This is a genomic window from Massilia sp. IC2-278, from assembly GCF_020708045.1.
Classification (GTDB): Bacteria; Pseudomonadota; Gammaproteobacteria; order Burkholderiales; family Burkholderiaceae_D; genus Telluria.
In genome coordinates this window covers 71021-87405 of sequence record NZ_JAJFES010000002.1, presented here as the reverse complement: position 1 = coordinate 87405, position 16385 = coordinate 71021, and the positions used below count along the sequence as shown (strand labels likewise).

The 16385-nt window shown below is 63.3% G+C and carries 11 protein-coding genes and 4 tRNA genes; 14 read left to right on the top strand and 1 reads right to left on the bottom strand.

Annotated elements, in window-relative coordinates:
- The first annotated feature begins 2 nt into the window (after positions 1-2).
- Both LK540_RS05225 and LK540_RS05220 read left to right on the top strand, forming a co-directional pair.
- Entirely contained in the window at positions 3-1637 is a 1635-nt protein-coding gene (locus LK540_RS05225; protein WP_229435990.1) for a response regulator, read from the top strand.
- Positions 1638-1643: 6 nt separating this feature from the next.
- The gene (locus LK540_RS05220; RefSeq protein WP_229435989.1) at positions 1644-3212 is read left to right on the top strand and encodes an HDOD domain-containing protein; all 1569 of its coding nucleotides are present in this window, start codon (positions 1644-1646) and stop codon (positions 3210-3212) included.
- Here the strand turns inward: LK540_RS05220 and LK540_RS05215 are convergent.
- Positions 3175-6429 (bottom strand): EAL domain-containing protein, encoded by a 3255-nt coding sequence (locus tag LK540_RS05215; protein ID WP_229435988.1) that lies wholly within the window; start codon positions 6427-6429, stop codon positions 3175-3177. The genes LK540_RS05220 and LK540_RS05215 overlap by 38 nt on opposite strands.
- 219 nt (positions 6430-6648) lie before the next feature.
- Here LK540_RS05215 and LK540_RS05210 point away from each other — a divergent pair.
- The 12 genes from LK540_RS05210 to rpoB all read left to right on the top strand — a co-directional run bounded on the left by LK540_RS05210 (position 6649) and on the right by rpoB (position 16336).
- Positions 6649-6733 (top strand) — tRNA-Tyr (locus tag LK540_RS05210).
- Positions 6734-6772: 39 nt separating this feature from the next.
- Positions 6773-6846: transfer RNA gene (locus tag LK540_RS05205), tRNA-Gly, on the top strand.
- Between the two features lie 35 nt (positions 6847-6881).
- Positions 6882-6956, top strand: a tRNA-Thr gene (locus LK540_RS05200).
- A gap of 78 nt (positions 6957-7034) precedes the next feature.
- Entirely contained in the window at positions 7035-8225 is a 1191-nt protein-coding gene (gene tuf, locus LK540_RS05195) for an elongation factor Tu (protein WP_229435987.1), read from the top strand.
- 108 nt (positions 8226-8333) lie between these two features.
- Positions 8334-8409: transfer RNA gene (locus LK540_RS05190), tRNA-Trp, on the top strand.
- Positions 8410-8445: 36 nt separating this feature from the next.
- Complete coding sequence (secE, locus tag LK540_RS05185; protein ID WP_229435986.1) at positions 8446-8835, top strand: preprotein translocase subunit SecE; 390 nt, start codon at positions 8446-8448, stop codon at positions 8833-8835.
- Positions 8835-9473 (top strand): transcription termination/antitermination protein NusG, encoded by a 639-nt coding sequence (gene nusG, locus LK540_RS05180; RefSeq protein ID WP_229435985.1) that lies wholly within the window; start codon positions 8835-8837, stop codon positions 9471-9473. Before secE ends, nusG begins: the two co-directional genes overlap by 1 nt.
- Before the next feature lie 111 nt (positions 9474-9584).
- Positions 9585-10016, top strand: coding sequence for a 50S ribosomal protein L11 (gene rplK / locus LK540_RS05175; protein WP_020653552.1), 432 nt, complete (start codon positions 9585-9587; stop codon positions 10014-10016).
- Entirely contained in the window at positions 10016-10711 is a 696-nt protein-coding gene (gene rplA, locus LK540_RS05170; RefSeq protein ID WP_229435984.1) for a 50S ribosomal protein L1, read from the top strand. Before rplK ends, rplA begins: the two co-directional genes overlap by 1 nt.
- 274 nt (positions 10712-10985) lie before the next feature.
- Positions 10986-11516: a 50S ribosomal protein L10 gene (rplJ, locus tag LK540_RS05165; protein WP_136222033.1), complete on the top strand. Its 531-nt coding sequence runs from the start codon at positions 10986-10988 to the stop codon at positions 11514-11516.
- Between the two features lie 63 nt (positions 11517-11579).
- Positions 11580-11954: a 50S ribosomal protein L7/L12 gene (gene rplL / locus LK540_RS05160; RefSeq protein WP_229435983.1), complete on the top strand. Its 375-nt coding sequence runs from the start codon at positions 11580-11582 to the stop codon at positions 11952-11954.
- Between the two features lie 272 nt (positions 11955-12226).
- Positions 12227-16336: a DNA-directed RNA polymerase subunit beta gene (gene rpoB / locus LK540_RS05155; RefSeq protein ID WP_229435982.1), complete on the top strand. Its 4110-nt coding sequence runs from the start codon at positions 12227-12229 to the stop codon at positions 16334-16336.
- Positions 16337-16385: the final 49 nt, after the last annotated feature.

The window sequence follows — 16385 nt, the reverse complement described above, 5'->3', positions numbered from 1 at the left end:
TCATGAATGAACTAGACGGCCTCACCGCACTCCTGATCGAGCCCCATGCCGGGATGCGTGCGAACATCCACAGCATGCTCGCCATGTGCGGACTGACCCGCATCGACCACGCCAGCAGCGCCAACCTGGCCGTCAAGCAGCTCGGCCTGAAGAGCTTCGACCTGGTGCTGTGCGAATACGACCTGGAAGGCGGCCAGGATGGCCAGCAGCTGCTGGAAGACCTGCGCCACCACAAGCTGATCTCGCTCTCGACCATGTTCTTCATGGTCACCGCCGAGGGCGACTACGGCAAGGTGGTCAGCGCCGCCGAGCTGGCGCCCACCGACTACATCCTCAAGCCCTTCACGGCCGACCGCCTGCTGGACCGCATCGCGCGCGCCCTGGAGCGGCGCAACGTGCTGCTGCCGGTCTACCGCCTGATGGAAGCCGGGGCCCAGCACGAAGCCATCGAAGCCTGCATCGAGGGCGAGACCGTGCATCCGCGCTACGCCGTCGACTTCCTGCGCCTGCGCGCCGAACTGCACCTGTTCCTGGGCGAAGCGGCCCAGGCCGAGCCGATCTACCGCAAGCTGGCCGAAAGCCGCGCGATTGCCTGGGCGCGCCTGGGCCTGGCGAAAACCCTGTACCTGCGCGAGGAATACGAGGAAGCCGGCAGCCTGCTGACCGAACTGGTGCAGACCAACACGAATTTCGTCGACGCCTACGACTGGCTGGCGCGCACCCATTCGGCGATGGGCGAACTGGAGAAATCGCAGCAGGTGCTGACGAAAGCGGTGGCGGTGTCGCCGCATGCGGTGCGGCGCCTGCGCACGCTGGGCGAAGTGGCCTTCGAAGCGGGCGACAACGACACCGCCGAAAAGGTGCTGAAGCAGGTGGTCCATAAAGCCAAGTACTCGGAGTTCCGCGACCCCGAAGACCACGTGAAGCTGGTGCGCACCCTGGTGCGCAAGGGCGACCCGGTGGCGGCGGCCTCGGTCATCCGCGAACTCGACCGCTCGATGGGCGGACGCCAGCACGCCGACGCCTGCAGCGCGATCTCCTCGGCCCTGCTGCACGAATACACCGGCAACGAGGAGCGCCTGGCGCAAGCCCTGACGGCCGCCGTGGCCGCCAGCCGCGACATCCCGGCGATGTCCCCGGATTTGAAGCTGGAGCTGGCGCGCAGCTGCCTCGACCACAACATGGCCGAAGGCGCGGCCAGCATCGTGCGCGACGTGATGCGCAACGCCAGCGACGCCACCGCCATGGACCGCGCGATGAGCGTCATGGCCCAGGCCGGCCAGGCGGAACTGGGCGCCAGCCTGGCCCAGGAAGCGCGCCAGCACGTGGTCGACCTGGTGGCCGGCGGCGCCGAGCGCGCCAAGAGCGGCGACTACATCGGCGCCGTCAGCCTGATGCAGGAAGCGGCCCTGCGCATGCCGGGCAACCCGCAGGTCGCCTTCAATGCCGCGCTGGCGCTGCTGCGCTGCCTGGAGCACACCAGCTGGGACGACAAGCTCGGGCAGCAGGCCCTGGCCCAGATGGCGGCGGTGCGCCGGCTCGACCCGCGCAACCCCAAGCTGCCGGCGCTGAGCGCGCTGCACCAGGCGGTACTCAAGAAATACGACAAGGGCGCACGCGCCAGGAAAGCCGGGTAACAAAGCATGGCAGCAGTCCCCCCAGCCGCGTCGGCGGCATCCCCGGTCCAGGACGAACAGGCCACGCGCCGCGTGCGCGCGGCCCTGATGCAGAAGGTGTGCGGCGAAGAAGAGATGTTCGCCCTCGGCAGCGCGGTGGCGCGCGTGATCGAGCTGGCGTCCTCGGACGACCAGGGCACCCACGATCTCGCCTACTTCGTGCTGTCCGACCTGGCGCTGACCCAGCGCATCCTGCGCCTGTCGAACACGGTGCAGTACCGCACCGTGGCCGGCACCGTGGTCACCACGGTCTCGCGCGCGATCGCGCTGCTCGGCTTCGACAACGTGAAGACCACGGCGCTGGCGATGCTGCTGGTCGACACCCTCGACAACGGCGCCCACGCGGGAGCGGTGCGCGCCGAGCTGGAGGCCTCGCTGTGCGCCAGCCTGGTCGGGCGCGAGATGGCGCGCCTGTCGTTCTACCAGGGCGCCGAGGAAGCGGCCATTGGCGCGCTGTTCAAGAACCTGGGCGCGCTGCTGGTGGCCTCGCACGAGCACGAGCGCTACCGCGAGATCCGCCAGATCGCCGCGGCCGGCAAGCATACGCCCAGCCAGGCCTCGCAGCTGATCCTCGGCTGCAGCTACGACACCCTGTCGGCCGCCGTGCTGGCCGAATGGAAGATCCCCGACGTCATCGTGCGGGCCCAGGCGGCGCTCCCGGCCGGCACCCTGAAGGTGGCGGCGAACCGCGGCGAATGGATGCGCCAGGTGGCCTCGTTCAGCCTGGACGTGGCGCGCCTGCTGGCAAAGGTGCCGGAGCCGGGCGCCTCGCCCGAAGCACGCGCGCTGCTGGCGCGCTATGGCGCCGCCTTCGAACTCGATGCGGCGGCGCTGGACAAACTGTTCGCCAACGTCGCCGAGGGCATGCAGGGACTGATGGAGAGCATGAACCTGCAGCCCCTGGCCGCTCCCGAGCTCGAGACAGGCGAGGGCTTGCCGAACGTGCTGCTGCTGGCCACCCTCGACGCCGGCGAGGAAGAAGCGGGCGCCCACCCGAGCGGCAAGCCGAAGAATGCGCGCGAGCTGCTGTTGGCCGGCGTGCAGGACGTGACGCAATTGCGCGCCGGCGGCACGGCGCGCCTGAACGACGTGATCCTCGCCGTGCTCGAAACCTTGTATAGCGCGCTTGGCTTCCGCTTCGCCACCGTCTGCCTGAAGGATGCGCGCCAGAACCTGTACCGCGCCCGCGTCTCGTTCGGCGAGGAGCATGCGCGGCTGCAGGCCGGTTTCAGCTTCCCGGTGAGCGCCACCGGACCGGGGCGCGATTTGTTCCTGCTGGCGCTGGAAAACGACGCCGACCTGATGATCTCGGACGCCGCCGCACCCAAGATCCGCGAGCTGCTCCCGGGCTGGCACCGTACGCTGCTGCCGGACGCGAAGAGCTTCATCGTACTGCCGCTGGTGGTGGGCAAGGCCCGGCTGGGCTTCTTCTATGCCGACCGCGCGGCCACCGCGCCGGAAGGCGTGCCGCCCGACGAAACGGCGCTGATCCGCGCCCTCAAGCGCCAGGTACTGGCTGCGCTTGCCGCCGGATGAATTCGCGAAATTCCCCGGCCGGCATCGGCCGCGCGAACAGGTAACCCTGGGCTTCGTCGCCCAGCTTGTCGCGCAGGAAGCCCCACTGGGCCTGGGTTTCCACCCCTTCGGCCACCACCGCCAGGCCCAGCGCATGCGCCAGCCCGATGGTGGCGGCGACGATCACCGCATCGTTCGGATTGTGCTCGATGTCTTTCACGAAGCCACGGTCGATCTTGATGCGGTCGATCGCGAACAGCTTGAGGTAGGCGAGCGACGAGTAGCCGGTGCCGAAGTCGTCGATCGCCAGCTTGAAGCCGCGCGTGCGCAGTTCGCGCAGCAGCTGGCGCGTGTTTTCCGGGTCGCGCATGGCGGCCGTTTCGGTGATCTCGAGTTCGAGCCGGGCCGGGTCGATGCCGTAGCGCGCCACCAGCTGGTCGAGCCGTTCGAGCAGCGCCCCGCCCGAGAACTGGCGCGCCGACAAATTCACCGCCAGGCGCAGGTGGTCCAGGCCCTCGCGCTGCCATTCGGCCAGTAGGGCCATGGTCTGGGCCAGCACCCAGTCGCCCAGCGGCACGATCATGCCGCTTTCCTCGGCCACCGGAATGAAGCGGCTCGGCTCTACGCTTCCCAGTTCGCTGTCTTGCCAGCGCAGCAGCACCTCGGCGCCGATCACGCGGCCCGTATCGAGCGCTACCTGGGCTTGCAGGTGCAGGCTGAAGCCCTCGGCGTTCAGGGCGCTCCACATGCGGTTTTCCAGCAGCAGGTGCTCGTGCGTCGCCGCGTTCATCGCCGGCGAGAAGAACTGGAAGTTGCCGCGCCCCTCGCGCTTGGCCGCGTACATGGCCATGTCGGCGTGGCGGATCAGGGTGGCGGCATCCTCGCCGTCGTCGGGGAACAGGGCCACGCCGACGCTGGCGCCGCTGTGCGCGGTATGCCCGGCCAGCTGATAGGGCTGGGACAGCGACTCGACCAGGCGCACCGCCACGCCGGTCACGCTGTCGGGCGTCAGCGGGCCGGCCAGCACGATGATGAATTCGTCGCCGCCCAGGCGCGCCAGGGTGTCGACGTCGCGCAGCAGGTCCTTCATGCGCTCGGCGGCGCCCACCAGCAGCTTGTCGCCGGCCGCGTGGCCGAGCGAATCGTTGATCTTCTTGAAGTGGTCGAGGTCGATGAACAGCACCGCCGCCGGCTCGTTGTGGCGGCGCGCCGAGGCCAGCTGCTGCTCCAGGCGCACGTTCAGGGCGACGCGGTTTTCCAGGCCGGTGAGCACGTCGTGGTGGGCCAGGCGGTAGATGTGTTCCTGCGAGCGCTGCTGTTCGGTCAGGTCGCGCAGGATGCACACGAAAAACTGCTCGCGCTGGAGCTGGACCGGCGCCACCGAGATCGACAGCGGAAACACCTCGGCGCGCGCATTGCGCCCTTCCAGTACGCATTCGTCGGGCGTGGACTGCGACAGGCGCGTGAGCTGGGCGCTGGCGTCGCCGTCGACGCCGGCCGGCACCAGCGAGCCGAAGGACAGGCCGACCAGGTGCTGGGCCGGGTAGCCGAACAGGCGCGCGGTGGCGGCGTTCGCCGACACCACCATGCCGTTCGCATCGACGGTGAGGATGGCGTCGGCCGCGTTGTCGAGGATGGCCTCCAGGCGCGCCTCGCGGTCGCGCAGGCGCGCGGTGCGGTCCTGCACCTGGGCTTCCACCGCGGCGCGCTCGCCGCTCACCAGCAGCAGCAGGGCGCCCAGCAGGCCGGTCAGCAGCAGGCCGGCCGACAGCACGGTCCAGCTGGCCACGCCGCGCTCGCTGGCGGCATAGGCGGCGGTGGGGTGGAAGGCGACCACGTAGCTGCGTCCGGCGAACGACAGGCCGACCCGGTATTCGTCGGGGTGGACACTGTCCAGGTTGCCGACCAGCGGCAGCACGGCGCCGCCGGTAACGTCGACCAGCGCAGCATGGAAGCCGTCGAAGCCGGCGCGCGCGATCGCCTGTTCGAGCAGGGCTTCGGCATTCAGCACGAACATCACGGCGCCCGTGGCCGGCGCATCCGGGTCGCCCACCGAGCGGAACAGGCCGATGCCCATTTCCCCGCTCATCACCAGGCGGAAGGGTTCGGTCGCCATCGGCGTGCGCGAGGTCAGCGTCTGAGCCGCGACCTCTGCGCGTCCGGGCGCCGTGAGGAAATCGACGCCGCGCAGCGCGGTGTTCGAGGGCGGCCAGGTATAGAGCACCGGCAGGTAGAGCGCGCGCTGCGCGGCCGGCTGCCGGCGCAGGCCGGGCGTGACGTCCTGGATGCCGGTGAACGAAGCGTCGAGCGTGCTGCGCACCCAGTCCTCGAAGCCGGCGCGCTCGGTGCCCTTCACCGGCACCGCCCAGTTCACGCCCTGGATTTCCGGGCGTCCGTCGACGTAGCCGCTGGCCACGCGCAGGAACTTGTCGCGCGCCAGGATGTGCTCGGTGTCGGCCAGGGTGCGCGCAAAGGTGCCGACGAAGCGCACGTGCTCGTTGAACTCGGCCTGCAGCACGTCGGCCGTCTGCTGGGCCTTCAGGCGGTAGGGCTGCAGGTGCTGCTCGTGCTCCCAGCCGAGGGTGAGGCGGTAGATCGTCACCACCGCCGCGCTGGCCAGCAGCAGGGGAAAGCCGACAATAGGTGCGCGCTGGCGCCACAGGCGGCGCGGCTGGCCGCAGACGATCCAGCACAGCGGCGCGGCGAGCAGCACGCCGATGGTGTCGCCGGCCCACCAACCCAGCCAGTTCAGCACGCGTTCCGGTTCGGTGATCGCGCCCAGCAGGTACAGGGAGGGCACCGCCACGCTGGCGCTGACCAGGCAGATCACGGGCGTGAGCAGCAGGAAGGCGAACACGTCGCGCCCGGAGTCGATGGCCGGGCGCATGCGGCGCCGGAACTGGCGTGCGCCGAGCCAGGCCTGCAGCGTGGCGCCCACCAGCTCGGCGAAGGTGGCCAGCAGGGCCTGCGCCAGGGACATGGCCGGATTGTCGAGGTGGCGCGGCAGGATCGCGACCAGGATGCCGAACGCGATGCCGGGCAGCACGCGCACCCCCGCGGCGGTGGCCAGGGCCAGGGCCACGCCGGCAGGCGGGAACAGGGGCAGGGCGTAGCCGGCCGGCAGCGCGAGCGCGTCCGCAACCAGCCGCGTGGCCACGTAGGCTGCGACGATCGCCAGGTTGGCCAGCAGCAGCGGCCGCCAACGCCAGCGGGGATAAGCAGGCTTCTTGGTGTCCATGCGCCCCGTATTTACAGATGCTTTAGGCGTACAGTACCGCAGCCCAAAAGCGCGCAGCGCACTCCTTGCGCATCGACTTGAAAAAAGACCCTTGCAGGTTTGCCGATGCTACGGTTACAATCACGCCCCGAAGCAACGCTGCTATTGAGCCAGGTTCGTAGTGATGGCAAAAATAGTTGACAGTACGTTGAGCTTGCTTCATACTCTGCGGTTCTTCGCGGTGGGGTGGCCGAGTGGTTAAAGGCAGCAGACTGTAAATCTGCCCTCTCTGAGTACGCTGGTTCGAATCCAGCCCCCACCACCAAAAAGAAGAAGTCGTGAAGTCGAATTGAAGTTGTACCTCGCGGGTGTAGCTCAATGGTAGAGCTGAAGCCTTCCAAGCTTACGACGAGGGTTCGATTCCCTTCACCCGCTCCAGTTATTGTGGTGCAGCTGTGCACTGCAAACAATCAGCCCTTGTAGCTCAGTGGTAGAGCACTCCCTTGGTAAGGGAGAGGCCACGTGTTCAATCCACGTCAAGGGCACCAGAATTTAAAGCGGCAGTCCGTTAGTACTCGTCCGTCAGGTGTGCCTGGTAATTCTCAAAATATCGTTAGGAGTCTCAAATGGCAAAAGGTAAATTCGAACGGACCAAGCCGCACGTCAACGTCGGCACCATCGGTCACGTTGATCACGGCAAAACCACCCTGACGGCTGCAATCGCAACCGTTCTGTCGAAGAAATTCGGCGGCGAAGCCAAGGCATACGACCAGATCGATGCGGCTCCGGAAGAAAAAGCACGCGGCATCACCATCAACACCGCGCACGTCGAGTACGAAACCGAAAACCGTCACTACGCTCACGTTGACTGCCCAGGCCACGCCGACTACATCAAGAACATGATTACCGGTGCAGCGCAGATGGACGGCGCGATCCTGGTGTGCTCGGCCGCCGACGGCCCAATGCCACAGACCCGCGAGCACATCCTGCTGGCGCGTCAGGTTGGCGTTCCGTACATCATCGTGTTCCTGAACAAGTGCGACCTGGTCGACGACGCAGAACTGCTGGAACTGGTTGAAATGGAAGTCCGCGAACTCCTGTCGAAGTACGAGTTCCCAGGCGACGACCTGCCAATCATCAAGGGTTCGGCACGTATGGCGCTGGAAGGCCAGCCAGGCGAAATGGGCGAAGAGTGCATCGTCCGTCTGGCCGAAGCCCTGGACACCTACATCCCAACCCCGGAACGTGCCGTTGACGGCGCCTTCCTGATGCCAGTCGAAGACGTGTTCTCGATCTCGGGCCGCGGTACCGTGGTGACCGGTCGTGTCGAGCGCGGCATCATCAAGGTCGGCGAAGAGATCGAAATCGTCGGTATCATCGACACCGTGAAGACCACCTGCACCGGCGTGGAAATGTTCCGCAAGCTGCTGGACCAGGGTCAAGCTGGCGACAACGTCGGCCTGCTGCTGCGCGGCACCAAGCGTGAAGACGTGCAACGTGGTCAGGTTCTGGCAAAGCCAGGCTCGATCAAGCCGCACAACCACTTCACCGGCGAGATCTACGTTCTGTCGAAAGATGAAGGCGGCCGTCACACCCCGTTCTTCAACAACTACCGTCCGCAGTTCTACTTCCGTACCACCGACGTGACCGGCTCGATCGAGCTGCCAGCGGACAAGGAAATGGTCATGCCAGGCGATAACGTGTCGATCACCGTCAAGCTGATCAACCCGATCGCGATGGAAGAAGGCCTGCGCTTCGCAATCCGCGAAGGTGGCCGTACCGTCGGCGCCGGCGTGGTTGCAAAGATCATTGCCTAAGTAATTAGAAGTTGTAGTACCGAAGGGGTAGTGCCAACTACCTCTTCAAAAACATTCCCACCATGTGCGCACATGGTGTAGAATGCGCGATTCAGCTGAAGTCTTCGTAGGGGTGTAGCTCAATTGGCAGAGCGTCGGTCTCCAAAACCGAAGGTCGCGGGTTCGATTCCCTCCGCCCCTGCCACCGAATTCTGGTGCGCAGCACCGAAAGTAAAGAAGAATGTCTAATCAATCCGTGCAAACCGTTAGCACCTCGAATGACAAGTTTAAGGTGGCCCTGGCGGTGGTTGCCGCGATTGCAGGCGTAGTCGGGTTCTTTTACCTGAAAGGCCAGAACAAACCAGCCTTGGTCGCCGCCGGCGCCCTCGTGGCTGGTTTAGTTTTTGCTGTCCTGCTTTTGTGGACCTCCACTTCCGGCCGTGATTTCCTGAACTTCGCCAAAGAGTCCGTACGCGAAACCAAAAAGGTTGTCTGGCCTACCGGCAAGGAAGCACGCACCATCACCATGATCGTGTTTGCCTTTGTCGTCGTGATGGCGATCTTCCTGTGGGGCACGGATAAGTTGCTGGAATTCCTGCTGTACGACCTGGTCCTGGGATGGAAACAATAATGAGCGATAACGTACAAGACAATCAGCCGGAAGAGATTCCGGCGATCGGCGCATCGGAAGCCGATGCCGGTACGACGCCTGCAGCTCCCGTGAGTGTCCCGGTCAGCAACAAGCGCTGGTATGTCGTGCATGTGTACTCCGGCATGGAAAAGAGCGTCATGCGTGCGCTCACCGAGCGCGTCGAGCGCGCCGGCATGCAAGAACAATTCGGCCAGATCCTGGTCCCGACCGAAGAAGTCGTGGAAGTCAAGAACGGCAGCAAATCGGTTACCGAGCGCCGCTTCTTCCCTGGCTACGTGCTGGTCGAGATGGAAATGACCGACGAAACCTGGCACCTGGTGAAGAATACCAGCAAGGTCACTGGTTTCATCGGCGGCAAGTCGAACAAGCCAACCCCGATTCCGACGCGCGAGATCGACAAGATCATGCAGCAGGTCCAGGAAGGCGTCGAGAAGCCAAGGCCGAAAGTGCTGTACGAAGTGGGCGAGCAAGTCCGCATCAAGGAAGGCCCGTTCACCGACTTCAACGGCAACGTCGAGGAAGTGAACTACGAAAAATCGAAGGTGCGTGTGACTGTCACCATCTTCGGCCGCGCAACTCCGGTGGAACTGGAGTTCGGGCAGGTAGAAAAGGTTTAAACGCTTTAATCGGAGCGTCGCAGCAGGCAGGCGGAATCCGGTAAGAGGAGCCCCGCCGAGCGAGTAGTCGCGGTGGGGCGCTACTACTCAAAGCCAATTTAGGAGCACTCCATGGCCAAGAAGATTATTGGTTTTATCAAGCTGCAAGTGGCAGCTGGTAAAGCAAACCCATCCCCACCGATCGGCCCAGCACTGGGTCAGCGCGGCCTGAACATCATGGAATTCTGCAAGGCGTTCAACGCCCAGACCCAGGGTTTCGAGCCGGGCATGCCGATTCCTGTCGTGATCACCGCGTTCGCCGACAAGTCCTTCACCTTCGTGATGAAGACCCCACCGGCAACCTACCTGATCAAGAAAGCCGCTGGCATCACCAAGGGTTCGCCGAAGCCACATACCGACAAAGTCGGTACGCTGACCCGCGCCCAGGCTGAAGAAATCGCAAAAACCAAGCAGCCGGACCTGACCGCAGCCGACATGGACGCAGCAGTGCGTATCATCGCCGGTTCGGCACGTTCGATGGGCATCACGGTGGAGGGTGTGTAATGGCTAAGCTGTCCAAGCGCGTCAAAGAAATGAAAGCGAAAGTCGACCGTAACAAGGTCTACGCCTTCGACAACGCAGTGTCGATCGTCAAGGAATTCGCAACCGCCAAGTTCAACGAATCGATCGACGTGTCGATTCAGCTGGGCGTGGATCCGAAGAAGTCGGACCAGGTCGTTCGTGGTTCGGTCGTCCTGCCAGCAGGCACCGGCAAGACCGTGCGCGTCGCTGTCTTCGCTTCGGGCGACAAGGCTGAAGCTGCAAAAGCAGCCGGCGCCGACATCGTCGGTATGGAAGACCTGGCCGAGCGCGTCAAAGCCGGCGACATGCCTTTCGACATCGTCATCGCTTCGCCTGACACCATGCGTATCGTCGGTACCCTGGGCCAGATCCTGGGCCCACGTGGCCTGATGCCAAACCCGAAAGTCGGCACCGTGACCCCGAACGTCGCTGAAGCCGTCAAGAACGCCAAAGCCGGTCAGGTCCAGTACCGTACCGACAAGGCAGGCATCATCCACGCGACCATCGGTCGCAAGTCGTTCAGCGACGCCGACCTGCAAGCCAACCTGGCTGCACTGATCGACGCACTGAACAAGGCCAAGCCGGCCACCTCGAAGGGCGTGTACCTGCGCAAGGTCGCGATCTCGTCGACCATGGGCGCCGGCGTCCGTGTCGACCACGCTTCGGTCGCCGCTTAAGTTTCAAGAATCAAGTCCTCGCAAAACACTAGCGAGGCGCATCTTTGGGCTGCCGGGGCAAAGCACCGCCCCGGCAGGCAGTCAAAGACCGTTGGGCCGAAAGCAGAGGTTGAGCGATCGGTTAATAGACCACCCAACGCAGATGGTGTACCCGAACAAGTTTTGTAGTTCATGCTGCGTGAAAACATCCACGCTGGTTTGACTTCTTAACTTCGGACGCCGTGTGTTCGAACCGATGCGGACATGTCGTTCGCATCATTTAAGGAGATTGACCGTGGGTCTTAATCTGAATGACAAAAAGGCCGTCGTCGAAGAAGTTAGCGCAAAAGTAGCAACCGCGCAAACGATCGTCGTGGCCGAGTACCGTGGCATCCAGGTTAGTCACTTGACGAAACTCCGTGCAGCCGCGCGTTCGCAGGGTGTGTACCTGCGTGTTCTGAAGAACACGCTGGCACGCCGCTCTGTCGAAGGCACGCAGTTTGCCCCTCTGGCTGACGCCATGACCGGTCCGCTGATCTACTCGATCTCGGACGACGCCGTTGCAGCAGCGAAAGTCATCAACGACTTCGCCAAAACCAACGACAAGCTGGTCGTGAAAGCCGGTAACTACGCAGGTAAGCAGCTCGACGTAGCTGGCGTTACCGCGTTGGCAAGCATTCCTTCCCGTGAAGTCCTCATTTCGCAGCTGTTGGGCGTCATGCTGGCTCCGGTGTCGGGCTTCGCACGTGGTCTGGCTGCCCTGGCAGCGAAAAAAGGCGAAGGTTCGGAAGCTGCTCCTGCAGCCGAAGAAACCGCTGCAGCGTAAGCGCACGTCTCTTTTCTCAAGAACTAAACCTGTACTACAAACACTACATACCTGGAGTTTCAAATGGCAATTAGCAAAGACGATATCCTGAACGCAGTTAGCGAAATGTCCGTCATGGACCTGAACGAACTGGTCAAGGCATTCGAAGAGAAGTTCGGCGTGTCGGCAGCTGCAATGGCAGCACCGGCAGCTGGCGGCGGCGCAACCGCAGCCGCTGCTGAAGAGCAGACCGAATTCAACGTCGTTCTGACCGAAGTCGGCGCGAACAAGGTCGGCGTCATCAAGGCCGTCCGCGAAATCACCGGTCTGGGCCTGAAAGAAGCCAAAGACGTGGTCGATGGCGCACCGAAGACCGTCAAGGAAGCCCTGCCGAAAGCCGACGCAGAAGCTGCCAAGAAGAAGCTGGAAGAAGCTGGCGCCAAGGCCGAGCTCAAGTAATAAAAAGCAATGGGTACCGCAAGGTACCCGGAGCCGGAGTCAAAGCTTGCAAACCCCGCCGCAAGGTGGGGTTGCGGCTTTGGCTCTTTTGTCGTCCCTGCGGCAAACGCAACACCTGCATGGCTGTATCGGCAACACAGTTTAAATCGTAACACAGCAGTAGCCTGTCCTTTTCATCCGGCGGAACACGAAGAGACTTGAGGCCTTGTATGTGGCACGCCGCCACTGGCAATCCCTGAATTCTCATCCTTTCTGTCACTCACGGAGTGTCCATGCACTACTCATTTACTGAGAAGAAACGCATTCGCAAGTCGTTCGCGAAGCGCGCCAACGTTCACAACGTTCCATATCTTCTGGCTACCCAGCTCGAATCCTACGAGAACTTCCTGCAAGCAGACGGCGTGCCGTCGGCACGCAAGAACGAAGGCCTGCAATCGGCTTTCAGCTCGATCTTCCCGATCGTGTCGCACAACGGCTTCGCCCGTCTCGAATTCCTGTCCTACGTGCTGGGCGACCCTGCCTTTGACGTCAAGGAATGCCAGCAACGTGGCCTGACCTTCGCTTCCCCGCTGCGCGCCAAGGTGCGCCTGGTGATCCTGGACAAGGAATCGCCGACCAAGCCGGTCGTCAAGGAAATGAAAGAGCAGGAAGTGTACATGGGCGAACTGCCGCTCATGACCGCCAACGGTTCCTTCGTCATCAACGGCACCGAGCGCGTGATCGTCTCGCAGCTGCACCGTTCGCCGGGCGTGTTCTTCGAACACGACCGCGGCAAGACGCACTCGTCGGGCAAGCTGCTGTTCTCGGCCCGCATCATTCCTTACCGCGGCTCGTGGCTGGACTTCGAGTTCGACCCGAAAGACATCCTGTTCTTCCGCGTCGACCGCCGCCGCAAGATGCCGGTAACGATCCTGCTGAAAGCCATTGGCATGACGCCGGAACAGATCCTGGCGAACTTCTTCGTCTTCGACAATTTCAATCTCCGCTCCGAAGGCGGCGAGCTGGAGTTCGTGTCCGAACGCCTGCGCGGCGAAGTCGCGCGCTTCGACATCGTCGATCCGAAGTCGGGCAAGACCATCGTCACCAAGGACAAGCGCATCAATGCCAAGCACGTGCGCGACATCGAAGCCGCCGGCATCAAGTCGATCTCGGTGCCTGAAGACTACCTGGTAGGCCGCGTGCTGGCGACCAACGTCGTCGACGGCGACACCGGCGAAATCATCGCCAACGCCAACGACGAGCTGACCGACGAGCTGCTGGGCAAGCTGCGCGACGCCAGCATCGAGTCGATCCAGACCCTGTACACGAACGACCTGGACCAGGGCGCCTACATCTCGACCACCCTGCGCACCGACGACACCGCCGACCAGATGGCCGCGCGCGTGGCGATCTACCGCATGATGCGTCCTGGCGAACCGCCAACCGAAGAATCGGTCGAAGCCCTGTTCAACGGCCTGTTCTACAGCCCGGAACGCTACGACCTGTCGGCTGTCGGCCGCATGAAGTTCAACCGCCGTATCGGCCGCGATGAACTGACCGGCGACATGACCCTGTCGAACGAAGACATCCTGTCCGTGATCAAGATCCTGGTCGAGCTGCGCAATGGCCGCGGCGAAGTCGACGATATCGATCACCTGGGTAACCGCCGCGTGCGTTGCGTCGGCGAACTGGCCGAAAACCAGTTCCGCGCCGGCCTGGTGCGTGTGGAACGCGCCGTCAAGGAACGCCTCGGCCAGGCCGAAGCGGACAACCTGATGCCGCACGATCTGATCAATTCCAAGCCGATTTCTGCTGCGATCCGTGAATTCTTTGGTTCGTCGCAGCTGTCGCAGTTCATGGACCAGACCAACCCGCTGTCGGAAATCACGCACAAGCGCCGTGTTTCCGCCCTCGGCCCTGGCGGCCTGACCCGCGAACGCGCAGGCTTCGAGGTGCGCGACGTGCACCCGACCCACTACGGCCGCGTCTGCCCGATCGAAACGCCTGAAGGCCCGAACATCGGCCTGATCAACTCGCTGGCTCTGTACGCCCGCCTGAACGAATACGGCTTCCTGGAAACCCCGTATCGCAAGGTCGAAGGTTCGAAGGTCACCGACAAGATCGACTACCTGTCGGCGATCGAAGAAGGCCGCTACATCATTGCCCAGGCCAACGCGAAGATCAACGAAGAAGGCCAGCTGATCGACGAACTGGTGTCGGCACGCGAAGCCGGCGAAACCATCCTGGTCTCGCCGGAACGCATCCAGTACATGGACGTGGCTCCAGGCCAGATCGTGTCGGTTGCAGCCTCGCTGATTCCGTTCCTCGAGCACGATGACGCGAACCGTGCACTGATGGGCGCCAACATGCAGCGCCAGGCTGTGCCTTGCCTGCGTCCGGAAAAAGCTGTCGTCGGTACCGGTATCGAGCGCACCGTGGCGGTCGACTCGGGCACCACCGTGCAAGCCGTCCGCGGCGGCGTGGTGGACTACATCGATGCCGGCCGTGTGGTGATTCGTGTCAACGACGACGAGGCGCAAGCCGGCGAAGTCGGTGTCGACATCTACAACCTGATCAAGTACACCCGTTCGAACCAGAACACCAACATCAACCAGCGTCCGATCGTGCAGGTTGGCGACCGCGTTGCCCGTGGCGACGTGATTGCCGACGGCGCATCGACCGACCTGGGCGAGCTGGCACTGGGCCAGAACATGCTGGTGGCCTTCATGCCGTGGAACGGCCTGAACTTCGAAGACTCGATCCTGATCTCGGAAAACGTGGTCAAGGACGACCGCTACACCTCGATCCACATCGAAGAGCTGTCGGTGGTTGCCCGTGATACGAAACTGGGCGCGGAAGAAATCACCCGCGACATCTCGAACCTGGCCGAGAACCAGCTGGCTCGCCTGGATGAATCCGGCATCGTCTACATCGGCGCGGAAGTCACCGCCGGCGACGTGCTGGTCGGTAAGGTCACCCCGAAAGGCGAGACCCAGCTGACTCCGGAAGAGAAGCTGCTGCGCGCGATCTTCGGCGAAAAAGCGTCGGACGTGAAAGACACCTCGCTGCGCGTGCCTTCGGGCATGGTCGGCACCGTGATCGACGTGCAGGTCTTCACCCGCGAAGGCATCCAGCGCGACAAGCGCGCCCAGCAGATCATCGACGACGAGCTGAAGCGTTTCCGCCTGGACCTGAACGACCAGATGCGTATCGTGGAGGGCGACGCCTTCCAGCGTCTGGAGCGTATGCTGGTTGGTAAAGTCGTGAACGGCGGTCCGAAGAAGCTGGCGAAGGGCGCGGTCATCACGTCCGAATACCTGGCCGACCTGGACAAGTTCCACTGGTTCGACATCCGCCCTGCGGACGACGAATCGGCGAACGCACTGGAAGCGATCAAGGAATCGATCAACGAGAAGCGTCACCAGTACGACCTGGCCTTCGAAGAAAAGCGCAAGAAGCTGACCCAAGGCGACGAGCTGCAGCCTGGCGTGCAAAAGATGGTCAAGGTCTACCTGGCCGTCAAGCGCCGCCTGCAGTCGGGCGACAAGATGGCGGGCCGCCACGGTAACAAGGGTGTGGTCTCGCGTATCGTGCCGGTCGAAGACATGCCGTTCATGGCCGATGGCCGTCCGGCAGACGTCGTGCTGAACCCGCTGGGCGTTCCATCGCGTATGAACGTCGGCCAGATCCTGGAAACCCACCTCGGTTGGGCGGCCAAGGGCCTGGGCTGGCGCATCGGCGAAATGCTGGCGGCGCAAGCGAAGGCGCAAGACCTGCGTACCTTCCTGGGCAAGATTTACAACGAAACCGGCCGCAAGGAAGACCTGGACAACTTCAGCGATGAAGAAATCCTGAGCCTGGCGCAAAACCTGAAGAACGGCGTGCCGTTCGCGACCCCGGTTTTCGACGGCGCCCACGAGGAAGATATCCGCCGCATGCTGGACCTGGCGTTCCCGGACGACATCGCTGCCCACCTGGGCATGACGCCGTCGAAGAACCAGGTCACGATGTACGACGGCCGCACCGGCGAAGCGTTCGAGCGCAAGGTCACGGTTGGCTTCATGCACATGCTGAAGCTGCACCACCTGGTCGACGACAAGATGCACGCCCGTTCGACCGGTCCGTACTCGCTGGTGACGCAGCAGCCGCTGGGCGGTAAAGCCCAGTTCGGTGGCCAGCGCTTCGGTGAGATGGAGGTGTGGGCACTGGAAGCCTACGGCGCGTCGTACGTGCTGCAGGAAATGCTGACTGTGAAGTCGGATGACGTGAATGGCCGTACCAAAGTGTACGAAAACCTGGTCAAAGGCGACCATGTGATCGACGCTGGTATGCCTGAATCGTTCAACGTGCTGGTCAAGGAAATCCGCTCGCTGGGTATCGATATCGACCTCGAGCGTAACTAAGAAGCAGACGAAAGGGCTTGTTTTACGAGCGGGAGTCCCCAACTACTCC

What these genes read in the sequence shown, in the direction of transcription:
- LK540_RS05225 (WP_229435990.1), top strand. Translation starts at nt 3, where the DNA reads ATGAATGAACTAGACGGCCTCACCGCACTCCTGATCGAGCCCCATGCC.
- LK540_RS05220 (WP_229435989.1), top strand. Translation starts at nt 1,644, where the DNA reads ATGGCAGCAGTCCCCCCAGCCGCGTCGGCGGCATCCCCGGTCCAGGAC.
- LK540_RS05215 (WP_229435988.1), bottom strand. Translation starts at nt 6,429, where the DNA reads ATGGACACCAAGAAGCCTGCTTATCCCCGCTGGCGTTGGCGGCCGCTG.
- tuf (WP_229435987.1), top strand. Translation starts at nt 7,035, where the DNA reads ATGGCAAAAGGTAAATTCGAACGGACCAAGCCGCACGTCAACGTCGGC.
- secE (WP_229435986.1), top strand. Translation starts at nt 8,446, where the DNA reads ATGTCTAATCAATCCGTGCAAACCGTTAGCACCTCGAATGACAAGTTT.
- nusG (WP_229435985.1), top strand. Translation starts at nt 8,835, where the DNA reads ATGAGCGATAACGTACAAGACAATCAGCCGGAAGAGATTCCGGCGATC.
- rplK (WP_020653552.1), top strand. Translation starts at nt 9,585, where the DNA reads ATGGCCAAGAAGATTATTGGTTTTATCAAGCTGCAAGTGGCAGCTGGT.
- rplA (WP_229435984.1), top strand. Translation starts at nt 10,016, where the DNA reads ATGGCTAAGCTGTCCAAGCGCGTCAAAGAAATGAAAGCGAAAGTCGAC.
- rplL (WP_229435983.1), top strand. Translation starts at nt 11,580, where the DNA reads ATGGCAATTAGCAAAGACGATATCCTGAACGCAGTTAGCGAAATGTCC.
- rpoB (WP_229435982.1), top strand. Translation starts at nt 12,227, where the DNA reads ATGCACTACTCATTTACTGAGAAGAAACGCATTCGCAAGTCGTTCGCG.